This window comes from Nocardiopsis suaedae (assembly GCF_027706745.1).
Taxonomy (GTDB): Bacteria; Actinomycetota; Actinomycetes; order Streptosporangiales; family Streptosporangiaceae; genus Nocardiopsis_A; species Nocardiopsis_A suaedae.
Genome location: NZ_JAQFWP010000073.1, coordinates 1 through 22,922 on the forward strand (window position 1 = coordinate 1; position 22,922 = coordinate 22,922).

A 22,922-nucleotide genomic window follows, 5' to 3' on the forward strand; every position below is an offset into this window, starting at 1 on the left:
CTGGACCGGCTCTAGGAGAGCGTTCCCGTGGAGATCATGGTCGTGCCGTCGTGGGAGGTGGCCTCCCACCGGGCGTCGAGGGTGTCCTCGGCGCCGCCCTCGCTCAGGGTCAGCGTCGAGGTGTCCACGCAGCGGTCCTCCGGGTCGTAGGTCTCCACGTAGTCGAAGACCAGGCGGGACCCGTCCCGCTCCTGGAGCGTGAGGCTCCCGCGGCAGTTCAGGGTGAACCACTCCGAGCTGCCGCGCTCGGCGCCCGTCTCCAGCCGCACCCGGGCGTCCCAGTCGGTGACGTGCTCACCGGCCTCGTTCTCCTGGATCATCTTGCCCTCCCAGGTGCCCGCGAAGGTGTCGGGCACGCTGGAGCCCGACCCGGGGTCCCGCTCGGCTTCCGGGCCGAGCACGAGGGCCGCGGCGGTGCCCCCGGCGACGACGACGGCCGCGCCCGCGACGGCGGCGGCGACCGCCCAGCCCTTGCGGCGCCGGGCCGTGTGGCGGGTGGAGCGCGGCGGCGGGTACAGCGACATCCTCCGCACCGGCGAGGGGGAGCCCCCCTCCTCTTCGGCCGGGCGGGTCGATGAGCCGCTCACCGGGCGCCCCAGGGGCGCGCGGCGGTGTGCGGCCTTCGGTGCATCGCTCTCATCTCTTCCTCCCACGCGAACCGGTGCGGGCCCGGATCGCCCGTCCAGCGTCCGAGGATAGGCGACCCGGCGGGCGCCCGCTCCGGGCCCCGGGCGCTCAGGCGCCGCGCCCCAGGAAGCACCCGGCCAGGTGGTCGTCGACCACCCCCGTGGCCTGCATCGCCGCGTAGGCGGTGGTGGGTCCGACGAACCGGAACCCCGCCGCCTTCAGGCGCTTGGCCAGCGCCGTGCTCTCGGGGGTGGAGGCGGGCACGTCGGCGTCCCCGGCGGGGGCGGGCCGCCCCGGGGCCGGGGCGTGCTCCCAGACGGCCGCGGCCAGCCCGCCCGGCAGCTCCAGGGCGGCCCGGGCGTTGCCGATGACCGCCTCGATCTTGGCGCGGCTGCGGATGATGCGGGCGTCGGCGAGCATCCGCTCCACGTCGTCCCCGCCGAAGGCCGCCACCTCCTCGAGGGCGAACCCGGCGAAGTGCTCGCGCAGCGCGGCGCGCTTGCGCAGCACGGTCAGCCAGGACAGCCCGGCCTGGAAGGCCTCCAGGCTGACGCGCTCGAACATGCCCTGGTCGGTGCGGACCGGCCGCCCCCACTCGGTGTCGTGGTACTCGGCCAGGTCGGGGGTGCCCAGCGCCCAGGTGCAGCGGGGGCGTCCGTCGGGCACCGGCGGCGCGGAGGCCTGCGGGGCGGTGTCGTTCGAGGTCATCGGGGTCCTCCCGGCCGGGGTCGCTGTCGGGGTGCCGGGAGGGGCCGGTTCAGCCCTGGGCGGCGCGGCCGGCGGCCGCGTCCTCCCGTGGGCCCACCTCCCCCTGCGGGGCCGCCTCCGGCCCGGGGGCTGCGGCCGCGGAGGGGCCGGGGGCCGGGGCGGCCGGACGGGGCTCGGCGGGCCCGGCCTCGGGGGGCCGGATCGCGGTGGGCCCACCCGCCGGGGGACGCGGGTAGAGCACCCGCGGACCGGCCGGGGCCCCGCCCTCGGCCAGGCGGCGCTCCAGGTCGGCGATGCGCTCGTCGCGCTCGGCCAGCGCCGCGGAGAGCCTGCGCAGCACCTCGTCGACACCGCGGACATGGTAGCCCCAGAACGCCAGCGGCAGCGCGATCCGGCCCACGTCGGCCGGGGTCACCGGGCGGTCCTCGGGCAGGTCCAGGGGCGGGTGGTCGGCCTCGAAGCGCGCCAGTTGGCCGCCCTTCCCCATGACCGCGTAGGCGACGCCGGCGAGAACGGCGACCGCCGACAGCGAGATGAGGATGAGGATCGTTGGATTCACGGTTCCGATCGTGCCACATCGGCGCGGACCGCGGACGGGCCCCGGCGTGGCAGACTCGGCGGTATGGCGATGAGCGGCGGGGACGGGGACGCGCACGGGCCGGCACGGGTGCTGGAGCCCGGGGCGGCGGCGCCGGAGGGCGCGGTGGACGCCGGGCACCGCCCCCCGCCCGCGCGGGTGCGCGCCCTGGCCGCCGACGGCGCCCCGGTGCTGGTGCGGTGCGAGGCCGACGACCCGGCCGCGAGCGCGGCCCTGGTCGCCCTCTACGCGTGGCTGGGGGCGCGGCTGTTCACCAGCGCCCACCCCCGCGCCGCCCGCCAGGCGCTCGACATGGCGCGGACGGTGCGCGGCGGCCGCGCCCCGGCGGCGGTCCGCCGGGGCCTGGCCTGAGCCGCGCTACCGCTCGTCGCGGATCGCCTCGGCCTCCCCGCTCACGGCGCGCGCCTCGGTGTCGCGGCGCGCCTCGCTCTCCCGTCGGGCCGCCATGTCGGCGTGCGCCTTGGCGATGACGTCGACGACCTCGCCCGGGTCGTCGGTCAGGTACATCAGGTCCGGGTCGTCCGGGGAGATGACCCCCTCGGAGCGGAGGCGGTCGCGGATCCAGTCCACCAGGCCGCCCCAGAAGTCGGTGCCCACCAGCACCACCGGGAAGCGGGTGACCTTGCCCGTCTGCACCAGGGTGATCGACTCGAACAGCTCGTCCAGGGTGCCGAAGCCCCCGGGCAGCACCACGAACGCCTGCGAGTACTTCACGAACATCGTCTTGCGGACGAAGAAGTACCGGAAGGTGACGCCCATGTCGACGTAGTCGTTGAGGGACTGCTCGAACGGCAGCTCGATGCCCAGGCCGATGGAGGGCCCACCGGCCTCCTGCGCCCCCTTGTTGGCGGCCTCCATCAGGCCCGGCCCGCCGCCGGTGATGACCGTGTACCCGGCGCGCGCCAGGTCCCCGCCGATGGTCTCGCCCAGCCGGTAGTGGTCGGACCCGGGCCGGATGCGGGCGGAGCCGAACACGCTCACCGCGGGGCCGACCTCGGAGAGCAGCCCGAAGCCCTCGACGAACTCCGACTGGATCCGCAGCACCCGCCACGGATCGGTGTGCACCCAGTCGACCGGCCCCCTGCGGTCCAGGAGCCGCTGGTCGGTGGTGGTCTCCGGGATGGCGCGGCCGCGGTAGGTCAAGGGGCCCGCCCGGCGGATCTTGTCAGCATCGGTCATGGAGACAAACTATCTCCGGCGGCAAGGCGCGCGCCCGCGCCGCCGCCCCCGGCCGCGAACCGTTCGCTCAGGCGCCGCCGCCGGTCAGCCATTCGGTCATCCGCCGCTCGGCCTCGTCCACGAGCGCCAGGTCGGCCCACTCGTCGCGGGTGTGCGCCAGGGTGGGCTCGCCGGGCCCGTAGTTGACCGCCGGGACCCCCAGCTCGGCCATCCGCGCCACGTCGGTCCAGCCCAGCTTGGCGCGGGCCCGCCCGCCGCCGACCGCCGCCACGAACTCGGCGGCCGCCGGGTCGTCCAGGCCGGGCCGGGCGGGCGGCGCGGCGTCGGTGACGCGCACGTCGTACCCGTCGAAGACCTCCCGCAGGTGGGCCTCGGCGTCCTTGACCGACAGGTCGGGGGCGAACCGGTAGTTGACGGTGACGGTGCACTCGTCGGGGATGACGTTGCCCGCCACGCCACCGGAGGCGAAGACCGCGTTCAGGCCCTCGTGGTAGCGCAGGCCGTCCACCTCCGGCTCGCGCGGGGTGTAGGCGCGCAGGACGTCCAGGATGCGCCCGGCCTCGTGGATCGCGTTGTGCCCCATCCACGAGCGGGCGCTGTGGGCGCGCTCGCCGCGGGCGATCACCTCCACCCGCATGGTGCCCTGGCAGCCGCCCTCGATGGCGCCGCCGGTGGGCTCCATGAGCACCGCGAAGTCCCCGGCCAGCCACTCCGGGTGGTCGCGGGCCAGCCGCCGCAGCCCGTTGCGCTCGGCGTCGACCTCCTCGCAGTCGTAGAACACGAAGGTGAGGTCGTGCACGGGCTCGGTGAGCGCGGCCGCCAGGCGCAGCTGCACCGCCACCCCGCTCTTCATGTCGGAGGCGCCGCAGCCGTAGAGCCGGTCCCCCTCGCGCCGCGACGGCACATTGCCCACGATCGGCACGGTGTCGATGTGCCCGGCGAGCACGACCCGCTTGGCGCGGCCCAGCTCGGTGCGGGCCACCACGGCGTCGCCGTCGCGTTCCACCCGCAGGTGCGGCAGGCCCGAGAGCGCCTGCTCGATCATGTCGGCCAGCGCGCGCTCGCCGCCGCTGACCGACTCGGTGTCGACGAGGCGGGCGGTGAGGGTGCGGACGTCGTCTGCGAGGTTGAGCATCGCCGGAACCTTCGGGGTCGGGTGCGGGGCGGGGGCACTCGGGCGCGCGCGGGCCGCCCCGCGGTGCGGGGCGGCCCGGTCCGCCGGGAGGCGTCAGGCGTTGACGCCGTGCTCCCGGAGCATGTCGTTCAGGGCCAGCTTGTCGTGCTCCTGCCCCTCCTCCAGGCGCTTGAGCACCAGCAGCACCGGCATGCCGAAGTCGCCGCCGGGGAAGCTCTTGACCCGGTTGGCGGTGACGCACACCGACCAGGCGGGGGCCTCGCCGCGGGGCAGCTCCTCGCCGGTCTCGGCGTCGTAGACGCGGGTGGAGGAGGTCAGGATGGTGCCCGCGCCGAGCTTGGCGCCGCGGCGCACCCGGGCGCCCTCGACGACCATGCTGCGCGAGCCGAGGAACGCGTCGTCCTCGATGACGACCGGGGAGGCCTGCGGGGGCTCGAGCACGCCGCCCACGCCGACGCCGCCGGACAGGTGGACGTTCTCGCCGACCTGGGCGCAGGAGCCCACGGTCGCCCAGGTGTCGACCATGGTGCCCGAGCCCACCCAGGCGCCGAAGTTGGTGAAGGAGGGCATCAGCACGACGCCGGGGGCCAGGTGGGCGCCCCAGCGGGCGATGGCGCCCGGGACGACGCGCACGCCCTCGAAGCGCTTCTTCAGCGGGATGCGGTCGTGGTGGTAGAAGTCACCGACCTGCGACTCCTCCATACCCAGCACACGGAAGCTCAGCAGGATCGAGCGCTTGGCCCGCTCGTCGACGACCACCTGGTCCGAGTCGGGGTCGACGAAGGCCACGCGCGCCTTGCCGGCGTCGAGTTCGTCGACCGCACCGATGATGGTGTCGCGGGCGGCGGTGTCGTCAGGGGTCAGCTCGGAGCGGCGCTCCCAGAGCTCGTCGATCTCCTTGGGGAGCGGACTGGTGAACGAGGTGGTCATGGGAGGTGAGCCTACTGGTTCGCGGGCGCGCCGACGAACCGGCCCGCGCCGCGGCTGGCCGCCCCGGCGCGGGGACGGTACGCTCCGGCGCGGCGCCGCCTGCACGGCGGTTCCCCTGGAGACGCTCTACCATTCGGGTAGCGAACACCCCGGTTCAACGGCGTGAGACCCGTACTTCCCCCGCATCACGTCCGGGGGCCGGTCCCTGTCCGTCGGGGCGCCCGGCCGCGCAGCGTGCGGCCCGCCCCATGACTCCAACGGCCTGCCTGTGCACGAGAAGACCCGTCCGAAGAAGCGGAAGCGGATCTCCGCGTTCGTCAAGATCCTCGCCGTCCTGACCGCCGTGTGCGGCGCCCTGGTGGCCGCCGGATACTACGTGATCAGCACGGTCGAGCCGGTGGAGATCGACCCGCCGGTGGCGGCCGGCTGCAAGGTCCGCGTCGACGGCGCCACCGACCCGCTGGAGCCCGAGCAGGCGGCCAGCGCCGCGACCGTCGGCGGTGTGGCCTTCAGCCGCGACCTGCCCCGGCACGCCGTCGTCGTGGCCTACGCCACGGTGTGGCAGGAGACCAAGTTCTTCAACATCGAGTACGGCGACCGCGACTCGCTCGGGCTGTTCCAGCAGCGCCCCTCCCAGGAGTGGGGCCACCCCGACCAGATCATGGACCCGGTCTACTCCAGCAACGAGTTCTACGCGCACCTGGAGAAGGTGGACTCCTACGCCGACATGCCGGTGTACGAGGCCGCGCAGGCGGTGCAGCGCAGCGCCGACGGGTTCGCCTACGACCAGCACGAGGACCGCTCCCGGCTGATGGCGCGCGCCTTCACCGGCGCCGAGGGGCCCGCGGTGACCTGCTGGCCCGAGCAGCCGGCCCGCACGCCCGGCGAGTCGCCCTCGCCGTCTCCGTCGCCGTCGGCCCCGCCCGACGTGGACGGCGCGGTCGCGGAGATGAAGCGGGTGTTCGGCGCCGACCCGGGCGCCCTCCCCCCGCCGGGTGAGCGGCCGCAGACGGGCGACCTGGGCTGGGCGATGGCGCTGTGGGCGGTGGCCAACTCCGAGGAGTACGGGATCACCTCGGTGGGCTACGAGGACCAGCGCTGGACGGCCGAGGACGGCCAGGAGGGGTGGCAGAGCGTCCCCGACCGCGCCCCCGACGGCCAGGTGGTGCTGGGCTGAGCCGCCCTCGGGAGGAAGGGCCTGCGAACGCGGTGAACGCGGTCTCAGCGCCGCTTCCCCCGAGACCGGCGGGGGACCGAACGGACGGCACATGCCGGGCACACCGGACGCGTACCCACCGGACCCACCGGGTCGGCCGTCCCGTGCGGTGAATCGGTCGTCTCGGAGGCGATCGGGCGGTGGAACCGCCGCTCTCGCCGCTTCAGGGGCCACCGCGGGGCCCCGCCGGTCCGCCGGCCGTCCAGGGCCGTGCGCGCCCACGAGTCCACGCGCGCGGTCTGGCGCGCGGCCTGTCAGGCCAGCCGCTTGGCGGCGGCCTCGACGCGCTCGTCGGTGGCGGTGAAGGCCACCCGCACGTGCTCGGCGCCCTTCGGCCCGTAGAAATCACCGGGGGCGACCAGGATGCCGCGCCCGGCCAGCTCGGCGACGGCGCCCCAGGCGTCCAGCCCCGGGCGGCGCGCCCACAGGTACAGCCCCGCCTCGGAGTGGTCGATGGTCCACCCGGCCGACTCCAGCGCCCCGCGCAGGGCCTCGCGGCGGGCGCGGTAGCGCGCCTTCTGGTCCTCGGCGTGCGCGTCGTCGTCGAGCGCCGCGCCCATGGCGGCCTGTACCGGCGCCGGGACGATCATCCCGGCGTGCTTGCGCACCGCCAGCAGCTCGGCGATCAGCTCGGAGTCGCCGGCCACGAACCCGGCCCGGTACCCGGCCAGGTTGGAGCGCTTGGAGGTGGAGTGCAGCGCCAGCAGGTTGGCATGCGAGCCGCCGCACACGTCCGGGTGGAGGACCGACAGCGGCCGCTCGCCCTCCCAGTCCAGGTCCAGGTAGCACTCGTCGGAGGCGACGATGACCCCCCGCTCGCGCGCCCAGTCGACCACCTGCGCAAGGTGGTCGGCGCCGAGCACGCGGCCGGTGGGGTTGGCCGGGGAGTTGATCCACACCAGGCCCGGCCGCTCGGGGCCGAGCGCGGTGAGCCCGTCGGCGGGAAGCGGGCGCGCGCCCGCCAGGCGGATCCCGGCGTCGTAGGTGGGGTAGGCCAGCTCGGGGTGGACGACGGTGTCGCCCTCGCCCAGGCCCAGTAGCGTCGGCAGCCAGGCCACCAGCTCCTTGGTGCCGATGGCGGGCAGCACGTCCCCGTCCGGGTCGACCTGCACGCCGTGCCTTCGCTCCAGCCATCCGGCGGCCGACGCGCGCAGCGCCGGGGTGCCGTGCGTGGCCGGGTACCCGGGGGCGTCGGCCGCGGCGGCCAGCGCCCGCCGCACGACCTCGGGCACCGGGTCGACCGGGGTGCCGATCGACAGGTCCACGATCCCGTCCGGGTGCTCCGCCGCCGTCGCCTTGTGCGGCGCGAGGCGGTCCCAGGGGAAGACCGGCATCCGGTCGGCGAGGCGTCGTCGTTCCGCCATCACATTCTGCTCCACACGGCTCGGTCCCGCCCCCTGCCCCGGGGCGGGCTCTGACGGGACCGGGCCCGGCTACGCCGGGCCCGGTCCCCTGGTTCCAGAACGGCCCTACCCGCACCGCACGGGCGCCAAGCGGCGCCGTGCGCCGCGGACCGCCGGCCGCCCCGGTGTGCCCGCGGTCCGGGCGCGGCCGTCGTTCCGGCTACTCGCCTTCCGCCTGCGGGGGCAGCTTGGCGATGATCGGGTGGTCGGTGTCGTATTTGCCGACCTTCGACGCACCCCCGGGGGACCCGATCTCGTCGAAGAACTCGACGTTCGCCTTGTAGTACTCGGACCACTGCTCGGGCAGGTCGTCCTCGTAGTAGATGGCCTCCACGGGGCACACCGGTTCGCAGGCGCCGCAGTCGACGCACTCGTCCGGGTGGATGTAGAGCATGCGCTCGCCCTCGTAGATGCAGTCGACAGGGCACTCTTCGATGCAGGCCTTGTCGAGCACATCGACGCACGGCTGCGCGATGACGTAGGTCACGTCGTTACTCCTCTTCGGTCTTCGCCACGTTGACCGCGTGCAAGGGTCTTCGCTGTCGTAGCCTGGGCGACGCCGGGCATCCGGCACGCGGACTCGCCGGGCTCACGTCAGACGATTCGCAGATTCCAGTATTGCGCTCAGTGGGCTCACGTGCCCAATTGGGGGTCGGATCGAGTGGAGTACGGGGCACGAATGGCCCGTGAGGCCTCCCCCGGGGACGTGGGGCGCCGCGCCGTACTGCGCGTGCGGCTGCCCGACGGCCGGTTCCGGGATATCGTCGGTGTCCTGGAACGGTGGAGCGACGGCACCATCTCGGTGCGCAGGCGCGACGGTGCGCCGGTCGAGGTGGCCGAGGCCGACGTCGCCGGAAGCAGGCTGGTGCCGCAGCACCCGCCCGAGCGGCGCCGGCCGGACCGGGGGGACCCCGACACGGAACGGTAGGAACGGACGACAGCGGAGCCGGACCGGCAACGGAGCGCCCGGCAGGGGGAGGTGCCGACCCACGCCATGCAGGAGACCGTCGCGTCCGCGCTCGCGCAGCTGGCCCGGCTGGACCCGCGCGCCGCGCGCCTGGCCGAGAACGCCCTGGCCTCCCTCACCGGGGGCGGCGAACTGGAGGAGCTGACGCAGCGGTCGGTCCAGGAGTTCTGCTGGTACGTGCTGCCGGTCCGGTTCGCCGGGGAGACCGGCGAGCGCATGCTCACCGCCCGCTCCCTGGGGCGCCTGTTCTCCCTGCTGGACCTGGACCGCTACGCCGCGATCTGCTCGTCCACCACCACCCGCACCATCCTGGACGCCCACTCCTCCGGCCACGACAGCGGCCTGGCCGCCTACCGCCGGGCGATGCGCGCCTCCGGGGTGGAGCCGCCCGACCTGGCCGAGCTGACCTGGGGCACCGCCCTGGGCGCCGCCGAGATCTCCGCGCACCAGGCCACCTCGGCCGCCCTGGAGCTGGCCATCGCCGCGGGCGAGGTGCGGCCGGGCGCCCGCGGCTGGCGCACCGCCCAGGAGCGGTTCGCCCGCGCCTTCCTCACCCAGCCCGACGGGCAGGGCCGCAGCCGCCTGGACCGGGTGCGCGAGGAGCGGGTGCGCGGCTGGCTCGGCTCGCCCTCGCACCCGCACCGCCAGCGGCTCTGGCCGCTGCTGGGCCAGCTCATCGTGGGCGCGGAGCCGCCGCCGGACGCCGACGCGGCGCTGGCGCCGGTGCACCGCCTGCTCGACTTCGCCGACGAGGGCATCGGCCTCACCCAGATCGGCTACATCTCCCCCACCGCGGTGCGCGAGCTGTGCGCCGAGTTCGACTGGGCCACCTCGCCGTCGCCGCCGCGCAGCGAGACCGACGCCATGCAGCTCATCTCACTGCACAAGCTGCTGCGCGGGATGCGCGCGGTGCGCAGGGCGGGCCGCCGCATGGTGCTGACCCGCCGCGGTCGGCGGCTGCACGGCGACGGAACCGAGCTGTGGCGCGCGGTGGCCGACAGCGTGCTGGACTCCGACGGGTTCGCCCAGGCCGCCACCGAGACCCTGTTGGGGCTGCTGCTGCAGCGCTCCCCGCGGGCCACCGGCAGCCACGCCCGCGCCGAGCGCTCGGACGTGATGGAGGAGGCCCGCCAGGTGCTGGCCGAGGCCGGGTGGGGCGGCGACGCGTCCGGGGACTCCCCGGACACCGCCCAGGTGCACGCGGTGCTGCTGCAGGTCACCTGGCTGCTGGAGACGCTGGGCTTCGTCCGCCGCAGCGACCTGGTCGGCGGCACCGGCACCCCGGACCTGACCCGCAGCGGCCAGGCGTTCGCCCTGACCGCCATGCACCGCTCGGCCACCGCGCCCAGCACGTCGCTGTGACCGGGTCCCCGGCCGCGCCTGTGACCGGCGCCGCACCGCCCGCCGCGCCCGGTCCGGCACCCTCAGCAGGACCCGTGCCCGGGGCCCCTTAGCCTGGAGGCGTCGGCCCGGACGCCTCCCCCGCCGCCCGCGCGGCCGACCGCCAGCGTTCACGATCAGCAGTCACGACCTGTGGGAGCAGCATGTCCACGCCCGATCCGGCCGGTACGGATTCCGAGACGCCCGCCCAGAGCGCCGGCCCGGAGGGGGAGGAGCCGCAGGGCGCCGTGGCGACCGATGCGGCCGGCTCCGACGAGGACGCCGCAATCACCGGGGAATCCGGGGATCCCGACGGAGCCGACGGCTCCGGGAACGGCGCCGCCGAGGGCTCCGGGAGCGCCGACGGAGCCGAGACCGGCGAGGACGACGCGGGCAAGGGCGACCCGGGCGACGCCTCCGGGGAGGAGGCCGCCGGCGACGGCGCCTCCGCACCCGCCCGCTCCTCCGTCTTCGACCTGCTGCCCAGCCCGGTCTTCCTGCTGATCCTGGGCATCACCGGCTTCGCCGGGTACTTCTCCTGGACCCGCTGGGAGGAGACGCAGGACCTGTACACCTATGGCGGAACGCCCTACGCGCCGTTCGTGTTCATCGTGGGCGCCTGGATCCTGTCGGTCGCGGTGCACGAGTTCGCCCACGCCCTGGTCGCCTACCTGAGTGGCGACCGCGGCCTGCGCGGCAGCGGGTACCTGCGGCTCAACCCGCTGGCCTACCGGGAGCGCCGGATCGCCGGGACGGGCGAGACCGGCGGGGGCGTGTTCACCGGCCTGGTGATGCCGGTGGTGTTCGTCGTGCTCGGCGGGATCGGCCTGACGGGGCCGGCCTCCTACGTCGACCGCGGGGCGCTCGGCGGCCGGGGCCGCCGCATGCTGGCGCCGCTCGCCGGGATCGTGGCGAGCCTGGTGCTGGCGGCGGGGTTCGCGGTCGCGGTGATGCTCCTGGTTCCCGCCGGGATGGTGACCGACAACTGGCTCATCGGCGGCCTGATGTTCCTGTGCTACCTCAACCTGACGGCGGCGCTGGTGAACCTGCTCCCCATCCCCGGCCTGGACGGCTACGGCGTGTTCGTCCCGCTGCTGGAGGCGGCCACGGCCAGCCCCCGGACGTTCGCGGCGATGGAGCGCGTCGCGCGCGGCTTCGGCCTCTTCGGCACCATCGCCGTCTTCGCGGTGCTGTGGTTCGACACGGTGAACATGGCCTACATCAACGCCATGACCGGGCTCTTCCAGAAGATCGGCATGCCGCAGATGGACATCTTCTTCGGCGAGCTGCTGATGCGGTTCTGGCTGAGCTGATCGGGCCCGTGCCCGGCCGGTGCGCGGCCCGGCTCGGCCGATCGGTCCCGGCCCCTCGAACCCGGCCGGTGCGGCTCAGGCGTCGCGCGCACCGGACGGCGGGGTGAACACGACCGCCAGCACCACGGCGGCCACCCCGCCGAAGAGGTAGGCGTGGTTGATCCCGGCGGCGGCGAAGATGACGTCGCCGGTCTCGCCCGCCCACACCAGCGCCGTCTGCGCCAGGGTCCACCCGGCCGCGCAGACGCCCGCCCCGGCGCGCGAGGCGGTGGCCCAGCCCGCCAGCCGGACCGCCGCGTACATCACGCACAGCCACACCAGCAGGGCGGCGCCGGAGACCACCTGGCCCAGCGGGCCGCTCAGCCACAGCCAGGCGAGCCAGCCGGACAGCACCCCGCCCACGATCCCGGCGACCACCGCGGCGCAGAACAGGGCCGGGAGGACGACGAAGTCGACGGCGGACGCGAAGGGGCCGGAACGGCCCGCGGAAGCGGAATCGGGCACGTAGGAAGCCTAAGACACACGACACGGGAGCCGTCCCCCCGCCGATGATCTCGGGAAGAACGACCCTGCTAACGCGGATTCAGCGTCGTTTTCCCCGAGATCAACGCCAGAGGGGCGGGGCCTCTAGGCGAACAGGTCGGTCTCGAATCCGTCCGGCCCCGGACGGGGCGTCGGCCCGCGCAGCAGCGTGAAGTGCTCGACCGCGTCGATCTCCTGGGCGATCCCGTTGGACAGCGCGAACCGCTCGCCGTCGACGGAGATCTGCGTGGCGTGCGCCCTCATGGCCAGCGCCTTGGCGGCCCAGTGCGCCGAAGCGTCGATGCGGGTGGTCACCCGCGCGTCGGGGGCGCCCGGCGCGATGTCGCCGACCTCGTAAGGGGCGGTGAACGGCCCCGGCTCCTCCTGGAGGCGCGCCACCTGCTCCTCCAGGCGCGTCCTCGGCTGGGCGATGGCGTAGAGCTTCCGGGTCTGCCAGGGCTGGCCCGCCAGCGCGCGCTCAGCCGCCTTCTCGAAGGCCCGCAGGGTGACGCGGTGGGCCTGGATGTGGTCGGGGTGCCCGTAGCCGCCGTTGTCGTCGTAGGTGACGACCACGTGCGGGCGGACCTCGCGGATCACCTCGGCGAGGCGGAGCGCCGCCTCCTCCACATCGGCCTGCCAGAAGCACGTCGGGTCGTCGTTGGTCGGCGCGCCCATCATCCCGGAGTCCCGGTACCGTCCGGCTCCCCCGAGGAAGCGGTGGTCCCGCACGCCCAGCGCCAGGCAGGCCTTGTCGAGCTCCCCCACGCGGTACTCGCCCAGACCGCCCCCGCGCTCCTCGGCCAGGTGCCCCAGCTCGGGCGGGATCACCTCCCCCCGCTCGCCGAGCGTGCAGGTGACCAGGGCGACGTCGGCGCCCTCGGCGGCGTACTTGGCCATGGTGGCGCCGGTGACGATCGTCTCGTCGTCGGGGTGGGCGTGCACCAGCAGCAAACGGCGGTCGGTCATGGCACCCGACGATACCGGGGCCCAACCGGCGATCCCCCCGGAACCGGTGAGGCGCACGCGCCCCGCGCACCCGGGGACCACACGATGGGCGACAATCGCCGCATGAGCTTTCCACGGCAAGAAGCGCGGACGCGGCGGTTCACGCTGGGCGTCCCCCGGTCATTCGCCCTCTCCCCCGACGGCCGGAAGGTCGCCTTCCTGCGGAGCAGGCACGGCACCGACGGCGCCGCATGCCTGTGGCTGCTCGACCTGGACACCGGCGCGGAGCGGCTGCTGGCCGACCCGCACGCCATCGGCGGCTCCGAGGAGGACATGCCGCCGGAGGAGCGCGCGCGCCGCGAACGGCTGCGGGTGAGCAGCGGCGGCATCGTGGCCTACAGCACCGACGAGGCCTTCACCCGGGCGGTGTTCGCCCTGTCCGGGCGCCTGTACTGCGTGGACCTGGTGGGCGACGACGCCGCGCCGTTCGAGCTGCCCGCCGCCACTCCGGCGGTGGATCCGCGCATCTGCCCGCGCGGGGAGTCGGTCGCCTACGTGTGCCGGGGCGCCCTGCGGGTGGCGTCGGTGGGCTCCGGCGCCGACCGCGCCGTCGCCGAACCCGATGGGCCCGGGGTGACCTGGGGCCTGGCCGACTTCATCGCCGCCGAGGAGATGGGGCGCCACCGCGGCATGTGGTGGTCGCCGGACTCCTCGGCGCTGCTGGCCGCGCGGGTCGACGAGTCCATGGTCGCCCGGTGGCACATCTCCGACCCCGGGACCCCGGAGGCCGAGGCGCAGCCGATGGCCTACCCGGCGGCCGGGACGGACAACGCCGAGGTCCGCCTGGCCGTCCTGGAGGTGCGCGGCGGCGACGGCCCGCCCGAGCCGCAGTGGCTGGAGTGGGACCGGGAGGCCCTGCCCTACCTGGCCACCGCCGGGTGGACGACCGGACCGGACGGAACCCCCACCGCCGTGTTCGGCGCGCAGAGCCGCGACCAGCGCACCCTCACCGTCTTCAGCGCCGACCCGGCCACCGGGCTGACCGGACCGGTGCGCACCGAGACCGACCCGGTGTGGGTGGAGATCATGCCGGGGGTGCCGGACTTCACCGCGAGCGGCGAGCCGGTGTGGATCGGCCGTGAGGAGGGCGGTGAGCGGCGGCTGTTCGTCGGCGGCCGCCCGATGGGGCCGCCCGGCCTGTACGTGCGCGGGGTGTCCGACGTCGACGGCGACCGGATCCTGTGCTCGGTCTCGCCCGCCGACCGGCCCGGCGCGGTGGAACTGTGGCTCGTGGACGCCTCCGACGGCTTCGCCGGGCCCATCGAGCTCCCCGGGCTGGAGGGGTCGGCGGTCGACGCCGGGCGGATGCGCGGCGGAACGCTGGTGGTGCAGCGGCGCTCGCTGGACGCCTTCGGGGTGCGCACGCTGGTCGTGGCCGACGCCTGGTCGCAGACGCGGGGCACGGCCACCGAGATCGCCGCGCACGCCGAGGAGCCCGAGCTGCCCGAGCCCCGGCCGCGGCTGTGGCGGGCCGGGGAGCGCCGCATCCCCGCGGCGCTGGTGCTGCCCTCGTGGTTCGACCCCGAGGGGGCGCACGCCGGGCGGCGGCTCCCGGTGCTGGTCGACCCCTACGGCGGGCCGCACGCCCAGCGGGTGCTGGAGGCGCGCGGGGCGTACCTGACCTCGCAGTGGTTCGCCGAGCAGGGCTTCGCGGTGCTGGTGGCCGACGGCCGCGGCACCCCCGGCGTCGGGGTGGAGTGGGAGCAGGCGGTCCACACCGACCTGGCCGAGCCGGTGCTGGAGGACCAGGTGGCGGCCCTGCGGGACGCGGCCGAGCGGTACGGGTGCCTGGACCTGGACCGGGTGGGCATCCGGGGCTGGTCCTTCGGCGGGTACTTGTCGGCGCTGGCGGTACTGCGCCGCCCGGACGTCTTCCACGCGGCGGTGGCCGGGGCGCCGGTGATCGACTGGCGGCTGTACGACACCCACTACACGGAGCGGTACCTGGGCCTGCCGCAGGAGCGCGCGGAGGACTACCGGCGCAGCTCCCTGCTGGACGACGCGCCGGGGCTGAAGCGCCCGCTGATGCTGGTGCACGGCCTGGCCGACGACAACGTGGTGTTCGCGCACAGCCAGCGCCTGTCGTCGGCGCTGCTGGCGGCGGGGCGGCCGCACACGGTGCTCCCGCTGTCCGGGGTGACGCACATGCCGACCGACGAGACGGTGGCGGAGAACCTGCTGCTGCTCCAGGTGGAGTTCCTGCGCTCGTCCCTGGGCATCGGGGACGGGGCCGCCGCGGACTGACCGGGCCGGGCGGCGCCGGGGGACACCGGCGCCGCCCGGACCCGGCATGTCGACACCCTCCGGCCTCCTCGGGCGGCGGGCTTGACGTTCCGCCCAGCCGTATCCCTCGCGAGTGAACAGTTCGACTGAACCCCTCACCGTGCCGGGCCAACCGACGCTTATCCGAGCACCCGGTTTACTGTCCTGATCCGGCCACCTCCCATCCTTGACATTCCCGAATGGATTTATACATCCCATCATCCCTTCATCGGGTATCCCGGGCGCCACGTCGCCGTTCCATCGCCGCCCGGCCGCACCCCCGGTCCGACTGACCCGACCAGCCGGTAACATCCCTCCATTTCGGAAGGTCACCGGCATCTGTCGCCACTCGGACACCATGACCTAAGGTTGCTCATCGTTTACCCAAAGCGGCACAAAACCGCAGGGTGAACGGCCTGTCGGCGCCCCCCGGAACCCGGTGGGCCCGGCGGTCCGGGTCCGCCTTGAGCCCCCGCTCTTCAACGCGGACCCGCCCTTACCCCCGACAATTCGAAAGGGCGGATGGATGCGAAAGTCCACCATCGCGCGCGCCGCAGGAGGCGGCGCGCTCGCTCTGGGGCTGGTCGGAGCCGGTTTCGCGGCCCTGTCCGGAGAATCCCCCCAGGAGGCCGCCACGGTGGCGGCCGACACCGCCTCCGGTGGCTCGGCCGCCGGAGACCAGCTCGAAGCGATGCAGCGCGACCTGGGCCTCAGCGAGGCCGAGGCGCTGGAGCTGCTCGACACCCAGGCCGCGGCCCGCGACACCGACCGGGCCCTCCGCTCGGACCTGGGCGAGGCCTTCGGCGGGAGCTGGTTCGACATCGAGACCGGCACCCTGACCGTCGCGGTCACCGACTCCTCCGTGGCCGACGAGGTCACCGCGGCCGGCGCCGAGGCCGAGGTCGTCGACAACGGCCAGGACGAGCTGGACGCCATGATCGCCGACCTCAACAGCGAGGGCGCGGAGCTGTCCGAGGGCATCGCCGGGTGGTACCCGGACATCCGGCAGGACAGCGTGGTCATCACCGCCCTTGAGGGCGAGGAGGCCGCCGCGAAGGAGTTCGCGCAGGCCGCGGGCGTGCCCGCGGACGCCTACACGGTCGAGACCACCGAGGACGAGCCGCGGCTCTACGCCGACGTGGTCGGCGGCGACGCCTACTCCACGGGCGGCGGCCGCTGCTCGATCGGGTTCGCCACCGAGACCGGCTTCGTCACCGCGGGCCACTGCGGGGACGCCGGGACGCAGGTCGGCTCGGAGGACGGCTCGGGCACCGGCACGGTGACCGACGCCGAGTTCCCCGGCGCCGACATGGCGGCGGTCGAGACCGACGACAACTGGACCCCCACCCCCGCGGTCAACGACTACGCGGGCGGGACCGTCACGGTCGCCGGGTCGGAGGAGGCCCCCGAGGGCGCCTCCATCTGCCGCTCGGGCTCGACCACCGGCTGGCACTGCGGCACCGTCCAGGCCAAGAACCAGTCGGTGTCCTACCCGCAGGGCACGGTCAACGGGCTGACCCAGACCGACGTGTGCGCCGAGCCCGGCGACTCGGGCGGCTCCTGGCTCAGCGACGACCAGGCCCAGGGCGTCACCTCCGGCGGCTCGGGCGACTGCACCTCCGGCGGGACGACCTTCTTCCAGCCGGTCAACCCGATCCTGGAGACCTACGGGGTCACCCTGCTGACGGGCTGACCCGGCGGCCCCGCACGGGGCCGTGAGCACCCCGCACCCGCCGCGGAGCCACCGCGGCACCGGACCGGCCGGCGCAGGCCCCCATCCCCCCGCGCCGGCCGGTCCTCTTTCCCGCCCTGGGCCCCGAGGGGCCCCTCGGGGGCGCCCCCGTCACCGGGACCGCCCGGACGGCCATAGCCTGGAGGCATGCGCTTCGTCCCCATCGCCGTCGCCGCCGTCCTGGACCTGGTCTGCGTCGGCGCCTTCGTCGTCGTCGGGCGGGCCTCGCACGAGGAGGCCTCCTCGATCGCCGGGTTCCTCGGCACCGCGTGGCCCTTCGCCGCCGGGCTCATCGCCGGGTGGCTGGTGGCCCGGGCGTGGCGCGCACCGATGCGGGCGGTGTGGACGGGCGTGATCGTGTGGGCGGTCACCGTCCCCGTCGGCCTGGCCCTGCGGGCGTTCCTGACCCCTGACGGCGCCCCGTGGTCGTTCGCCATCGTCACGACGGTGTTCCTCGGGGCCGCGATGGTGGGCTGGCGCGAGCTCGCCCGCCCCTTCACCATGGGGCGCGGCCGCCGCAAGGAGAACGAGGAGTCCCCGGCCTCCTAGCGCCGCCCTGCCCAGCGATGCCCGTCCCCCCTGACCCGTGGCAGACCTTTCCCACGCCGGAGCGCAAGGTCCTCGTCGTCGTGCGCAGCGTGCCCGCCGCCGGGCGGTTGCTCGACGCGGTCACGGTGTTCGCCGACGACCTGCGCATCCGTGTCGACTACGCCCTGAATCCGGGCTCGGTCTCCGAGGCCGGGATCCGCGCCGTGCTCGCCGCCGACGGGGTCGAGGAGGTCCTGTCCTGGGAGGAGGCCGTAGCTCGGCGCGGTGAGTACGCGCTCGCGCTGGCCGCCTCACCTAAGGAGGGACTGCACCGGCTGTCCATGGCGGGCGGCACGGCTGCGGTGCCCGGCCCCAGCGGGCCGCCGCTGCTGCTCATGCCGCACGGCGCAGGGCACAACCGCCTGGTGGGCGAGGCGCCCGGCACCCTGGGGACGGCATCCGGCCTCGCTCCGGAACAGCTCCTGCACGCCGGGGTGCCGGTCCCCGGCGCGTTGGCCCTGTCCCACCATGAGCAGCGGGACCGGATGGCCGGTGCCCTGCACGGCATCCGCACCGAGGTCGTCGGCGACCCGTCGTTCGACCGCATGGCCCACAACACGGGTCGGCGCGACCGCTATCGCCGCGCGCTGGGCGTGCCCGAAGGCGGCCGCCTGGTGGTGCTCTCCTCCACCTGGAACAGCGACTCCCTGGTCGGGTCGGTGCGCGAGGGCATCCGCCGGATCCTGCGCCGACTGCCGAACGACACCTACCGCACCGCCCTGGTGGTCCACCCCAACGTGTGGCACCGGCACGGCGGCCGCAACGGCCTGGACCTGCTGCTGCGCCAGGAGCGCTCGGCGGGGCTGGCGATCGTCGACCCCCACGTGGGCTGGCGTGCGGCACTGATCGCCGCCGACGCCGTGGTGGGCGACCACGGCAGCACGACCTACTACGCGGCGGCGCTGGGGCGGCCGGTGCTGCTGGCGGCCTTCGGCCGGGACGAGCTGGACCCCGCCTCCCCGCTGCACGCGTTCGGCGCCGCCTGCCCGTCCCTGGAGGCGGGGGGAGATCCGCTGGAGCGGATCGAGGAGGTGATCGCGGGCGCGTCCTCCGGGCCCGGCATCGACGGGACCGGCGACGGGACCGGCTCCGATATGGGAGGCCTGCTCATCGACCACCGGGGAGAGGCGGCGGAGCGGTTGCGTGCCCTGTGCTACGCGTTGATGGGCCTGGAGCCGCTGCCCGGTCCGGTGGAGGCACCGGCGCTCGCCGACCCGGTCGTCCACCCGGCCGAGACCACGGCCTGGCGGGTGACGGCCGAGGACCGCGGGACCGACCTGGGGGCGCCGGTGCTGCGCCCGCGCCTGCGCCCGGCCGCGGTGTGCGGCCCGGAATCCGGGGCGCTACTGGTGAGCGTGGAGGACCCGTCCCCGGCGCGCGCGAAGGAGGCCGAGGCGCTGGTGCGCCCGTGCCCGGTCCCTGAATCCGAGGCGGTGGCGTGGGCGCGCGCGGAACTGGAGCGCCGGCCTGTGGCGGCCTTGGCGGTGGCGGCGCTTCCCGGTGACGAGTTCCTGCTGGCGGAGCCGGACGCACCGTGGACCCGCCTAGCGGCCAACGGCCCGGCGGACGCCGTCGCCATTGCGGCGGCCGCAGCGTCCTGGCTCCACCGCGGCGGCCTTCTCATCGAGTGGAAGGAGAAGGGGTCGGTGGTGGCCGGACCACAGGGAAAAACGCAATTACGCGTACCCCCCCCCCGCTTGATCAGCGGAGATCGGCGATCTGAGGGGAACCTGCGGCCCGAGGGGCCGGGGTCATGGGCGGTGCCCGGCTGACGGCTCACCCGAGCAGGTCCGCCAGCCCCTCCGCTTTCTCATAGAGGTGGTGCCGCCGGTACAGGCGGGCGGCCGTCGCCGCCCAAGTGCGTGCGGCGTTCGCATCGCCCAGGCCGCCTGGGTCACCCGTGTCGCCCATCCTGCCCTGCGCACGCGCCATCACCGCGAGCGCGTCCGCCTTCCGCAGGGACGGCGCCGCCTCGCCGAACGCCTGCAGGGCGGCCGTGCCCGCCGCCAAGGCGGCTTCGGGATCCCCCGAACGGAGGTACGCCTGTGCGAGCCGGGCCTCGGTCTTCGCGGCCAGAGAGCGCCAGTCGCCGTCCGTGGCCTGCCGCTCCTCCGCCATTGCCCGCACCGCCTCCAGCTCGCTCCTGGCGGCCGCGAGGTCACCGGCGCTCAGGTGCAGGCCGCCGATCTGGTAGCCGTCGATGGCCAGTGCCCGCAGCTCGCCGAGCTCCTCGTTGATACGGCGGCGCTCCTGCAGGTCGGCCTCGGCCGCGTCGAATTCGCCGCGGTCCTTGTGCAGCAGTCCGCGCGTCTCCAGCAGGACGGCGCGCTCCCACTCCCTCGGAGCCTCGTCGAGGGCCGTGGCGAGCACCTGGGCGGCCTCGTCCAGCTCCCCGTCGTCGACGAGGGCGCGGGCCAGGTAGTTGTCCATCCGGGCGGCCGCGACCGGGTCGGCCTCCGCGCGGGCGATCTCGCCCCCGTGGCGGAAGATCTCCGTTCCCACGGACCCGCGCCTCAGCTCATGCACGCCGTACCAGCACGACTCCGCCATCACCAGGGCGTCCCGCCGTCGCCCGCTCTCCACGGCCAGGGCCATGAGGGCCGGGACCGCGTCGAGGACCTCGCCGACCCACGCCAGCGCTTCGCCCTCCGCGTCCCCGAAGGGGGCGGTGATCTCCCGGGCGGCGGCCGCGTCGCCGTGCGCCGCCGTCGCCCGGCTCCGGCCGCCTCCCATCCCCATGGAGCGGTCCGCCTTGGCCAAGGCCGACGTGTACCAGCCGACGGCGCGTTCCCTGGCGTCCCGGCGCCGCTCGTCCGGCTCGGCCTGCGCCCGCCGGTAGGCGTCGTGGCGGATCAGGGGCTCCCAGCGGTACCGGCCGCCCCCTTCGGCCGCCATCAGACAGGACCGGACGAGCCGTCCGAGGGCGTCGCGCGCCTCCTCCAGGGACCCCAGAAGGGCGGCGGGCAGACCCTCGTGTACGCGCCGTCCGGGCAGGTCGCCCAGCGCGCGGTAGAGCCGCTGGGCCGCGTCCGAGCGGAGGTCGCCGAAGCCCAGGGCGATGACCTCGTCCAGGCGCGGCTCCCCTTCCTCGGCCTCCACCAGGCGGTCGAGCTCTTCGGGGAGCCGGGTACCGGCGGCGTCGAGCCGTGCGACCACCGACGCGGGGGTCTCCTCGGGCCTCATGCTCAGATAGGCGCCGACGATCTGCAGGGCGAGCGGGAGCCCGCCGCAGCGGTCCGCCAGGGCCCGTGCGGCCTCGGGTTCGGCGTCGATCAGCCGCGCCAGGCGTTCTCCGGGGCCGTCGAAACCGCGGAGGAGGGCCAGGGCGTCGTCAGAGCGCAGGGCGGGCAGGCGCACGGTCGGGACGTTGCGGCGCCGAAGGCCCGCGATCTCCCCGCGTCCGGTGAGCAGCACCATGCTGCCGTCCCCTGTCGCGAAGAGGTCGGCCTCCCGCGCGGAGGCGATCCCCTCGACGATCACGATGCAGGACTCTTCACCGGTGATCCTGCGGAACTCCCGTGAGCGCTCCCTGAGGGTCGGCGGGACCTCGTCCCCGGGCATGCCGAGGTCGCGCAGCAGTGACGCGAGCGCGTCACCGAGGAAGGCGTGGTTCCCGGCCTCCGCACCCGCCGCCCGCTGCTCATCCAGGTCGACGTGGAGCCCCCAGACCCCGCGCTCGTCCGACCGGGCGGCCCCGCCTTCCTCATCCCCCTGTTCGGACGCCGATTCCCGGTACAGCGAGCGGAGCAGGTACGCGGCCTCGACCCCGAAGGCCGACTTCCCCACCCCTCGGGGGCCGATGACGTAGAGGCTCCCCGGACGCCCTTCCAGCGCCGTCTCGCGGTACACCTTGCCCGCATAGGCGCACGCGTCGTCGTGGTTGACGAACGGTCCGTGCAGCGCCCTGGAGACGTCCCACAACGGCCTCTTGGGCTGCGCCGCCTCGTTCATCACGTTCATGACCAGACGGTCGACGTAACTCGCCTGGACGTGGTTGCCGCCGTGATTGCCGCTCGACGTGTTCTGGTAATCCGTCACCGACGTGGACTCCTCGGCGGATCGGGGGGCAGGGGGTTCGCTAGTGATCCTACGCACGCCGTCGCGCGCGGTCCGGCGGGCCGTGCCGCCGGTGACCGTATACGGACACGGCTCCATTCCCCCACGCGCCTGCACCGTGTGTCAGGGTGGCAGGGTTGAGCTCGGGGCCGCACCGCCCCCACCCCGCTGCCGACGGCTGGAGGACGCCACGATGGGTGAAGAGGTGATGCTGGCGATGGCCGCGGCGGTCGCCGGGAAGACCACGGAACTGCTCACCCAGGGCGCCAAGGATTCGGTGGCGGCGCTCCGCAAGGCGCTGCGCAAGCGCTTCGGCGACGGAACGCCCGAGCGCGAGGCCCTCGACGAGGCCCGCGACGCCGACGGCGAGGACGAGGTGCTCGTGGGAACACTGGCCGGCCACATCCGCGACGCCGCCGAACGCCACGACGACGTGCGCACGCTCGTGACGGAGCTCGCCCCGCACTTCACCGTCACCGAGCACAACACGTTCACGAACAACGTCTCCGGCGGGCGGCAGGGCAAGGTCTGGCAGATCAGCAGGCTGGAGGGCGGCTTCCACATCAACGGCTGACCCCGGCGGCGCACGGCCCCTCGCCCGCCCCGCGCACCCCTGAGGGCCCAATAACCTGGGGCGTGTGAACGATCATGCCCTGACCGGTGAGAACGGCGCGCCGGAGGTCGGCGTCGGCCCGTGGGAGGGCCCCTGGCCCGAGGACGGCCGCTACGACCCCGCCCTCCTGGCCGACGGGGACCGCCGCAACGTCGTCGACCGCTACCGGTACTGGACCCGCGAGGCGATCGTCGCCGACCTGGACACCCGCCGCCACCCCTTCCACGTGGCCGTGGAGAACTGGGAGCACGACCTCAACATCGGGTCGGTGGTGCGCACCGCCAACGCCTTCGCCGCCCAGGCCGTGCACATCGTCGGGCGCCGCCGCTGGAACCGGCGCGGGGCCATGGTCACCGACCGCTACCAGCACGTGCACCACCATCCCGGCCCCGAGGAGCTGACCGCGTGGGCCGCGGAGCGCGGGCTGCCCGTCGTCGGGATCGACAACCTGCCGGGCGCGGTGCCGCTGGAGACCTACCCGCTGCCGCGCGCCTGCGTCCTGGTCTTCGGGCAGGAGGGGCCCGGCCTCTCCGACGAGGTGCGCAAGGTGTGCTCGGCGGTGCTGTCGATCGCCCAGTTCGGCTCGACGCGGTCGATCAACGCCGGGGCGGCGGCCGCGATCGCGATGCACGCCTGGGTGCGCGCGCACGTGTTCGACCAGGGCCCCGCGCCCTCCCCCTGACGGGCC

22 protein-coding genes are annotated in these 22,922 nt (G+C 74.9%); 11 read left to right on the top strand and 11 right to left on the bottom strand.

Annotated elements, in window-relative coordinates:
- Positions 1-11 precede the first annotated feature (11 nt).
- From O4U47_RS26720 to O4U47_RS26730, 3 genes are all read right to left on the bottom strand, one after another.
- Positions 12-587 carry a hypothetical protein gene (locus tag O4U47_RS26720; RefSeq protein WP_270680747.1) on the bottom strand — a complete coding sequence of 192 codons (576 nt, stop codon included), beginning with the start codon at positions 585-587 and terminating at the stop codon, positions 12-14.
- 148 nt (positions 588-735) lie between these two features.
- Positions 736-1,335, bottom strand: a complete 600-nt coding sequence (locus O4U47_RS26725) for a DNA-3-methyladenine glycosylase I (RefSeq protein WP_270680748.1) — start codon at positions 1,333-1,335, stop codon at positions 736-738.
- A gap of 49 nt (positions 1,336-1,384) precedes the next feature.
- Positions 1,385-1,894, bottom strand: coding sequence for a hypothetical protein (locus O4U47_RS26730; protein ID WP_270680749.1), 510 nt, complete (start codon positions 1,892-1,894; stop codon positions 1,385-1,387).
- 63 nt (positions 1,895-1,957) lie between these two features.
- Here O4U47_RS26730 and O4U47_RS26735 point away from each other — a divergent pair, with 63 nt between their 5' ends.
- On the top strand, positions 1,958-2,284 hold the full coding sequence (locus O4U47_RS26735; protein ID WP_270680750.1) for a hypothetical protein: 327 nt from the start codon (positions 1,958-1,960) through the stop codon (positions 2,282-2,284).
- A gap of 6 nt (positions 2,285-2,290) precedes the next feature.
- Here O4U47_RS26735 and O4U47_RS26740 read toward each other — a convergent pair whose 3' ends face one another.
- The 3 genes from O4U47_RS26740 to O4U47_RS26750 all read right to left on the bottom strand — a co-directional run bounded on the left by O4U47_RS26740 (position 2,291) and on the right by O4U47_RS26750 (position 5,177).
- Positions 2,291-3,112, bottom strand: a complete 822-nt coding sequence (locus O4U47_RS26740; RefSeq protein ID WP_270680751.1) for an LOG family protein — start codon at positions 3,110-3,112, stop codon at positions 2,291-2,293.
- A gap of 67 nt (positions 3,113-3,179) precedes the next feature.
- Entirely contained in the window at positions 3,180-4,247 is a 1,068-nt protein-coding gene (gene dapE / locus O4U47_RS26745) for a succinyl-diaminopimelate desuccinylase (protein WP_270680752.1), read from the bottom strand.
- Between the two features lie 93 nt (positions 4,248-4,340).
- Positions 4,341-5,177 carry a 2,3,4,5-tetrahydropyridine-2,6-dicarboxylate N-succinyltransferase gene (locus tag O4U47_RS26750; protein ID WP_270680753.1) on the bottom strand — a complete coding sequence of 279 codons (837 nt, stop codon included), beginning with the start codon at positions 5,175-5,177 and terminating at the stop codon, positions 4,341-4,343.
- A 268-nt stretch (positions 5,178-5,445) separates the two neighbouring features.
- Here O4U47_RS26750 and O4U47_RS26755 point away from each other — a divergent pair, with 268 nt between their 5' ends.
- On the top strand, positions 5,446-6,354 hold the full coding sequence (locus O4U47_RS26755) for a hypothetical protein (protein ID WP_270680754.1): 909 nt from the start codon (positions 5,446-5,448) through the stop codon (positions 6,352-6,354).
- Between the two features lie 293 nt (positions 6,355-6,647).
- Here O4U47_RS26755 and dapC read toward each other — a convergent pair whose 3' ends face one another.
- Both dapC and fdxA read right to left on the bottom strand, forming a co-directional pair.
- Entirely contained in the window at positions 6,648-7,757 is a 1,110-nt protein-coding gene (gene dapC / locus O4U47_RS26760) for a succinyldiaminopimelate transaminase (protein WP_270680755.1), read from the bottom strand.
- A 199-nt stretch (positions 7,758-7,956) separates the two neighbouring features.
- A complete protein-coding gene (fdxA, locus tag O4U47_RS26765) occupies positions 7,957-8,283 on the bottom strand; it encodes a ferredoxin (RefSeq protein ID WP_017556681.1) in 327 nt (108 codons plus the stop codon).
- 192 nt (positions 8,284-8,475) lie between these two features.
- Between fdxA and O4U47_RS26770 the strand changes: the two genes are divergently transcribed.
- From O4U47_RS26770 to O4U47_RS26780, 3 genes are all read left to right on the top strand, one after another.
- Positions 8,476-8,724 (top strand): putative acetyltransferase, encoded by a 249-nt coding sequence (locus tag O4U47_RS26770; protein WP_270680756.1) that lies wholly within the window; start codon positions 8,476-8,478, stop codon positions 8,722-8,724.
- A 66-nt stretch (positions 8,725-8,790) separates the two neighbouring features.
- The gene (locus O4U47_RS26775) at positions 8,791-10,125 is read left to right on the top strand and encodes a hypothetical protein (RefSeq protein WP_270680757.1); all 1,335 of its coding nucleotides are present in this window, start codon (positions 8,791-8,793) and stop codon (positions 10,123-10,125) included.
- A 182-nt stretch (positions 10,126-10,307) separates the two neighbouring features.
- On the top strand, positions 10,308-11,456 hold the full coding sequence (locus tag O4U47_RS26780) for a site-2 protease family protein (protein WP_270680758.1): 1,149 nt from the start codon (positions 10,308-10,310) through the stop codon (positions 11,454-11,456).
- Positions 11,457-11,531: 75 nt separating this feature from the next.
- Here the strand turns inward: O4U47_RS26780 and O4U47_RS26785 are convergent, their stop codons facing one another.
- Together O4U47_RS26785 and mshB are read right to left on the bottom strand one after the other, a co-directional pair.
- Entirely contained in the window at positions 11,532-11,960 is a 429-nt protein-coding gene (locus tag O4U47_RS26785; protein WP_270680759.1) for a hypothetical protein, read from the bottom strand.
- Positions 11,961-12,083: 123 nt separating this feature from the next.
- Complete coding sequence (gene mshB, locus O4U47_RS26790) at positions 12,084-12,944, bottom strand: N-acetyl-1-D-myo-inositol-2-amino-2-deoxy-alpha-D-glucopyranoside deacetylase (protein WP_270680760.1); 861 nt, start codon at positions 12,942-12,944, stop codon at positions 12,084-12,086.
- A 102-nt stretch (positions 12,945-13,046) separates the two neighbouring features.
- Between mshB and O4U47_RS26795 the strand changes: the two genes are divergently transcribed.
- The 4 genes from O4U47_RS26795 (at position 13,047) to O4U47_RS26810 (ending at position 19,337) form a co-directional block, all read left to right on the top strand.
- Positions 13,047-15,227 (top strand): S9 family peptidase, encoded by a 2,181-nt coding sequence (locus O4U47_RS26795; RefSeq protein ID WP_270680761.1) that lies wholly within the window; start codon positions 13,047-13,049, stop codon positions 15,225-15,227.
- A 544-nt stretch (positions 15,228-15,771) separates the two neighbouring features.
- Positions 15,772-16,938 (top strand): S1 family peptidase, encoded by a 1,167-nt coding sequence (locus O4U47_RS26800; protein ID WP_270680762.1) that lies wholly within the window; start codon positions 15,772-15,774, stop codon positions 16,936-16,938.
- A 186-nt stretch (positions 16,939-17,124) separates the two neighbouring features.
- Positions 17,125-17,526: a DUF3054 domain-containing protein gene (locus O4U47_RS26805; RefSeq protein WP_270680763.1), complete on the top strand. Its 402-nt coding sequence runs from the start codon at positions 17,125-17,127 to the stop codon at positions 17,524-17,526.
- A gap of 17 nt (positions 17,527-17,543) precedes the next feature.
- Positions 17,544-19,337 carry a hypothetical protein gene (locus O4U47_RS26810; protein WP_270680764.1) on the top strand — a complete coding sequence of 598 codons (1,794 nt, stop codon included), beginning with the start codon at positions 17,544-17,546 and terminating at the stop codon, positions 19,335-19,337.
- 4 nt (positions 19,338-19,341) lie between these two features.
- Here the strand turns inward: O4U47_RS26810 and O4U47_RS26815 are convergent, their stop codons facing one another.
- Positions 19,342-21,603, bottom strand: a complete 2,262-nt coding sequence (locus tag O4U47_RS26815; protein WP_270680765.1) for a tetratricopeptide repeat protein — start codon at positions 21,601-21,603, stop codon at positions 19,342-19,344.
- Between the two features lie 211 nt (positions 21,604-21,814).
- On the opposite strand from O4U47_RS26815, the gene O4U47_RS26820 reads away from it, so the two are divergent.
- Positions 21,815-22,195, top strand: coding sequence for a hypothetical protein (locus tag O4U47_RS26820; protein ID WP_270680766.1), 381 nt, complete (start codon positions 21,815-21,817; stop codon positions 22,193-22,195).
- Positions 22,196-22,259: 64 nt separating this feature from the next.
- Complete coding sequence (locus tag O4U47_RS26825) at positions 22,260-22,916, top strand: TrmH family RNA methyltransferase (RefSeq protein ID WP_270680767.1); 657 nt, start codon at positions 22,260-22,262, stop codon at positions 22,914-22,916.
- Positions 22,917-22,922: the final 6 nt, after the last annotated feature.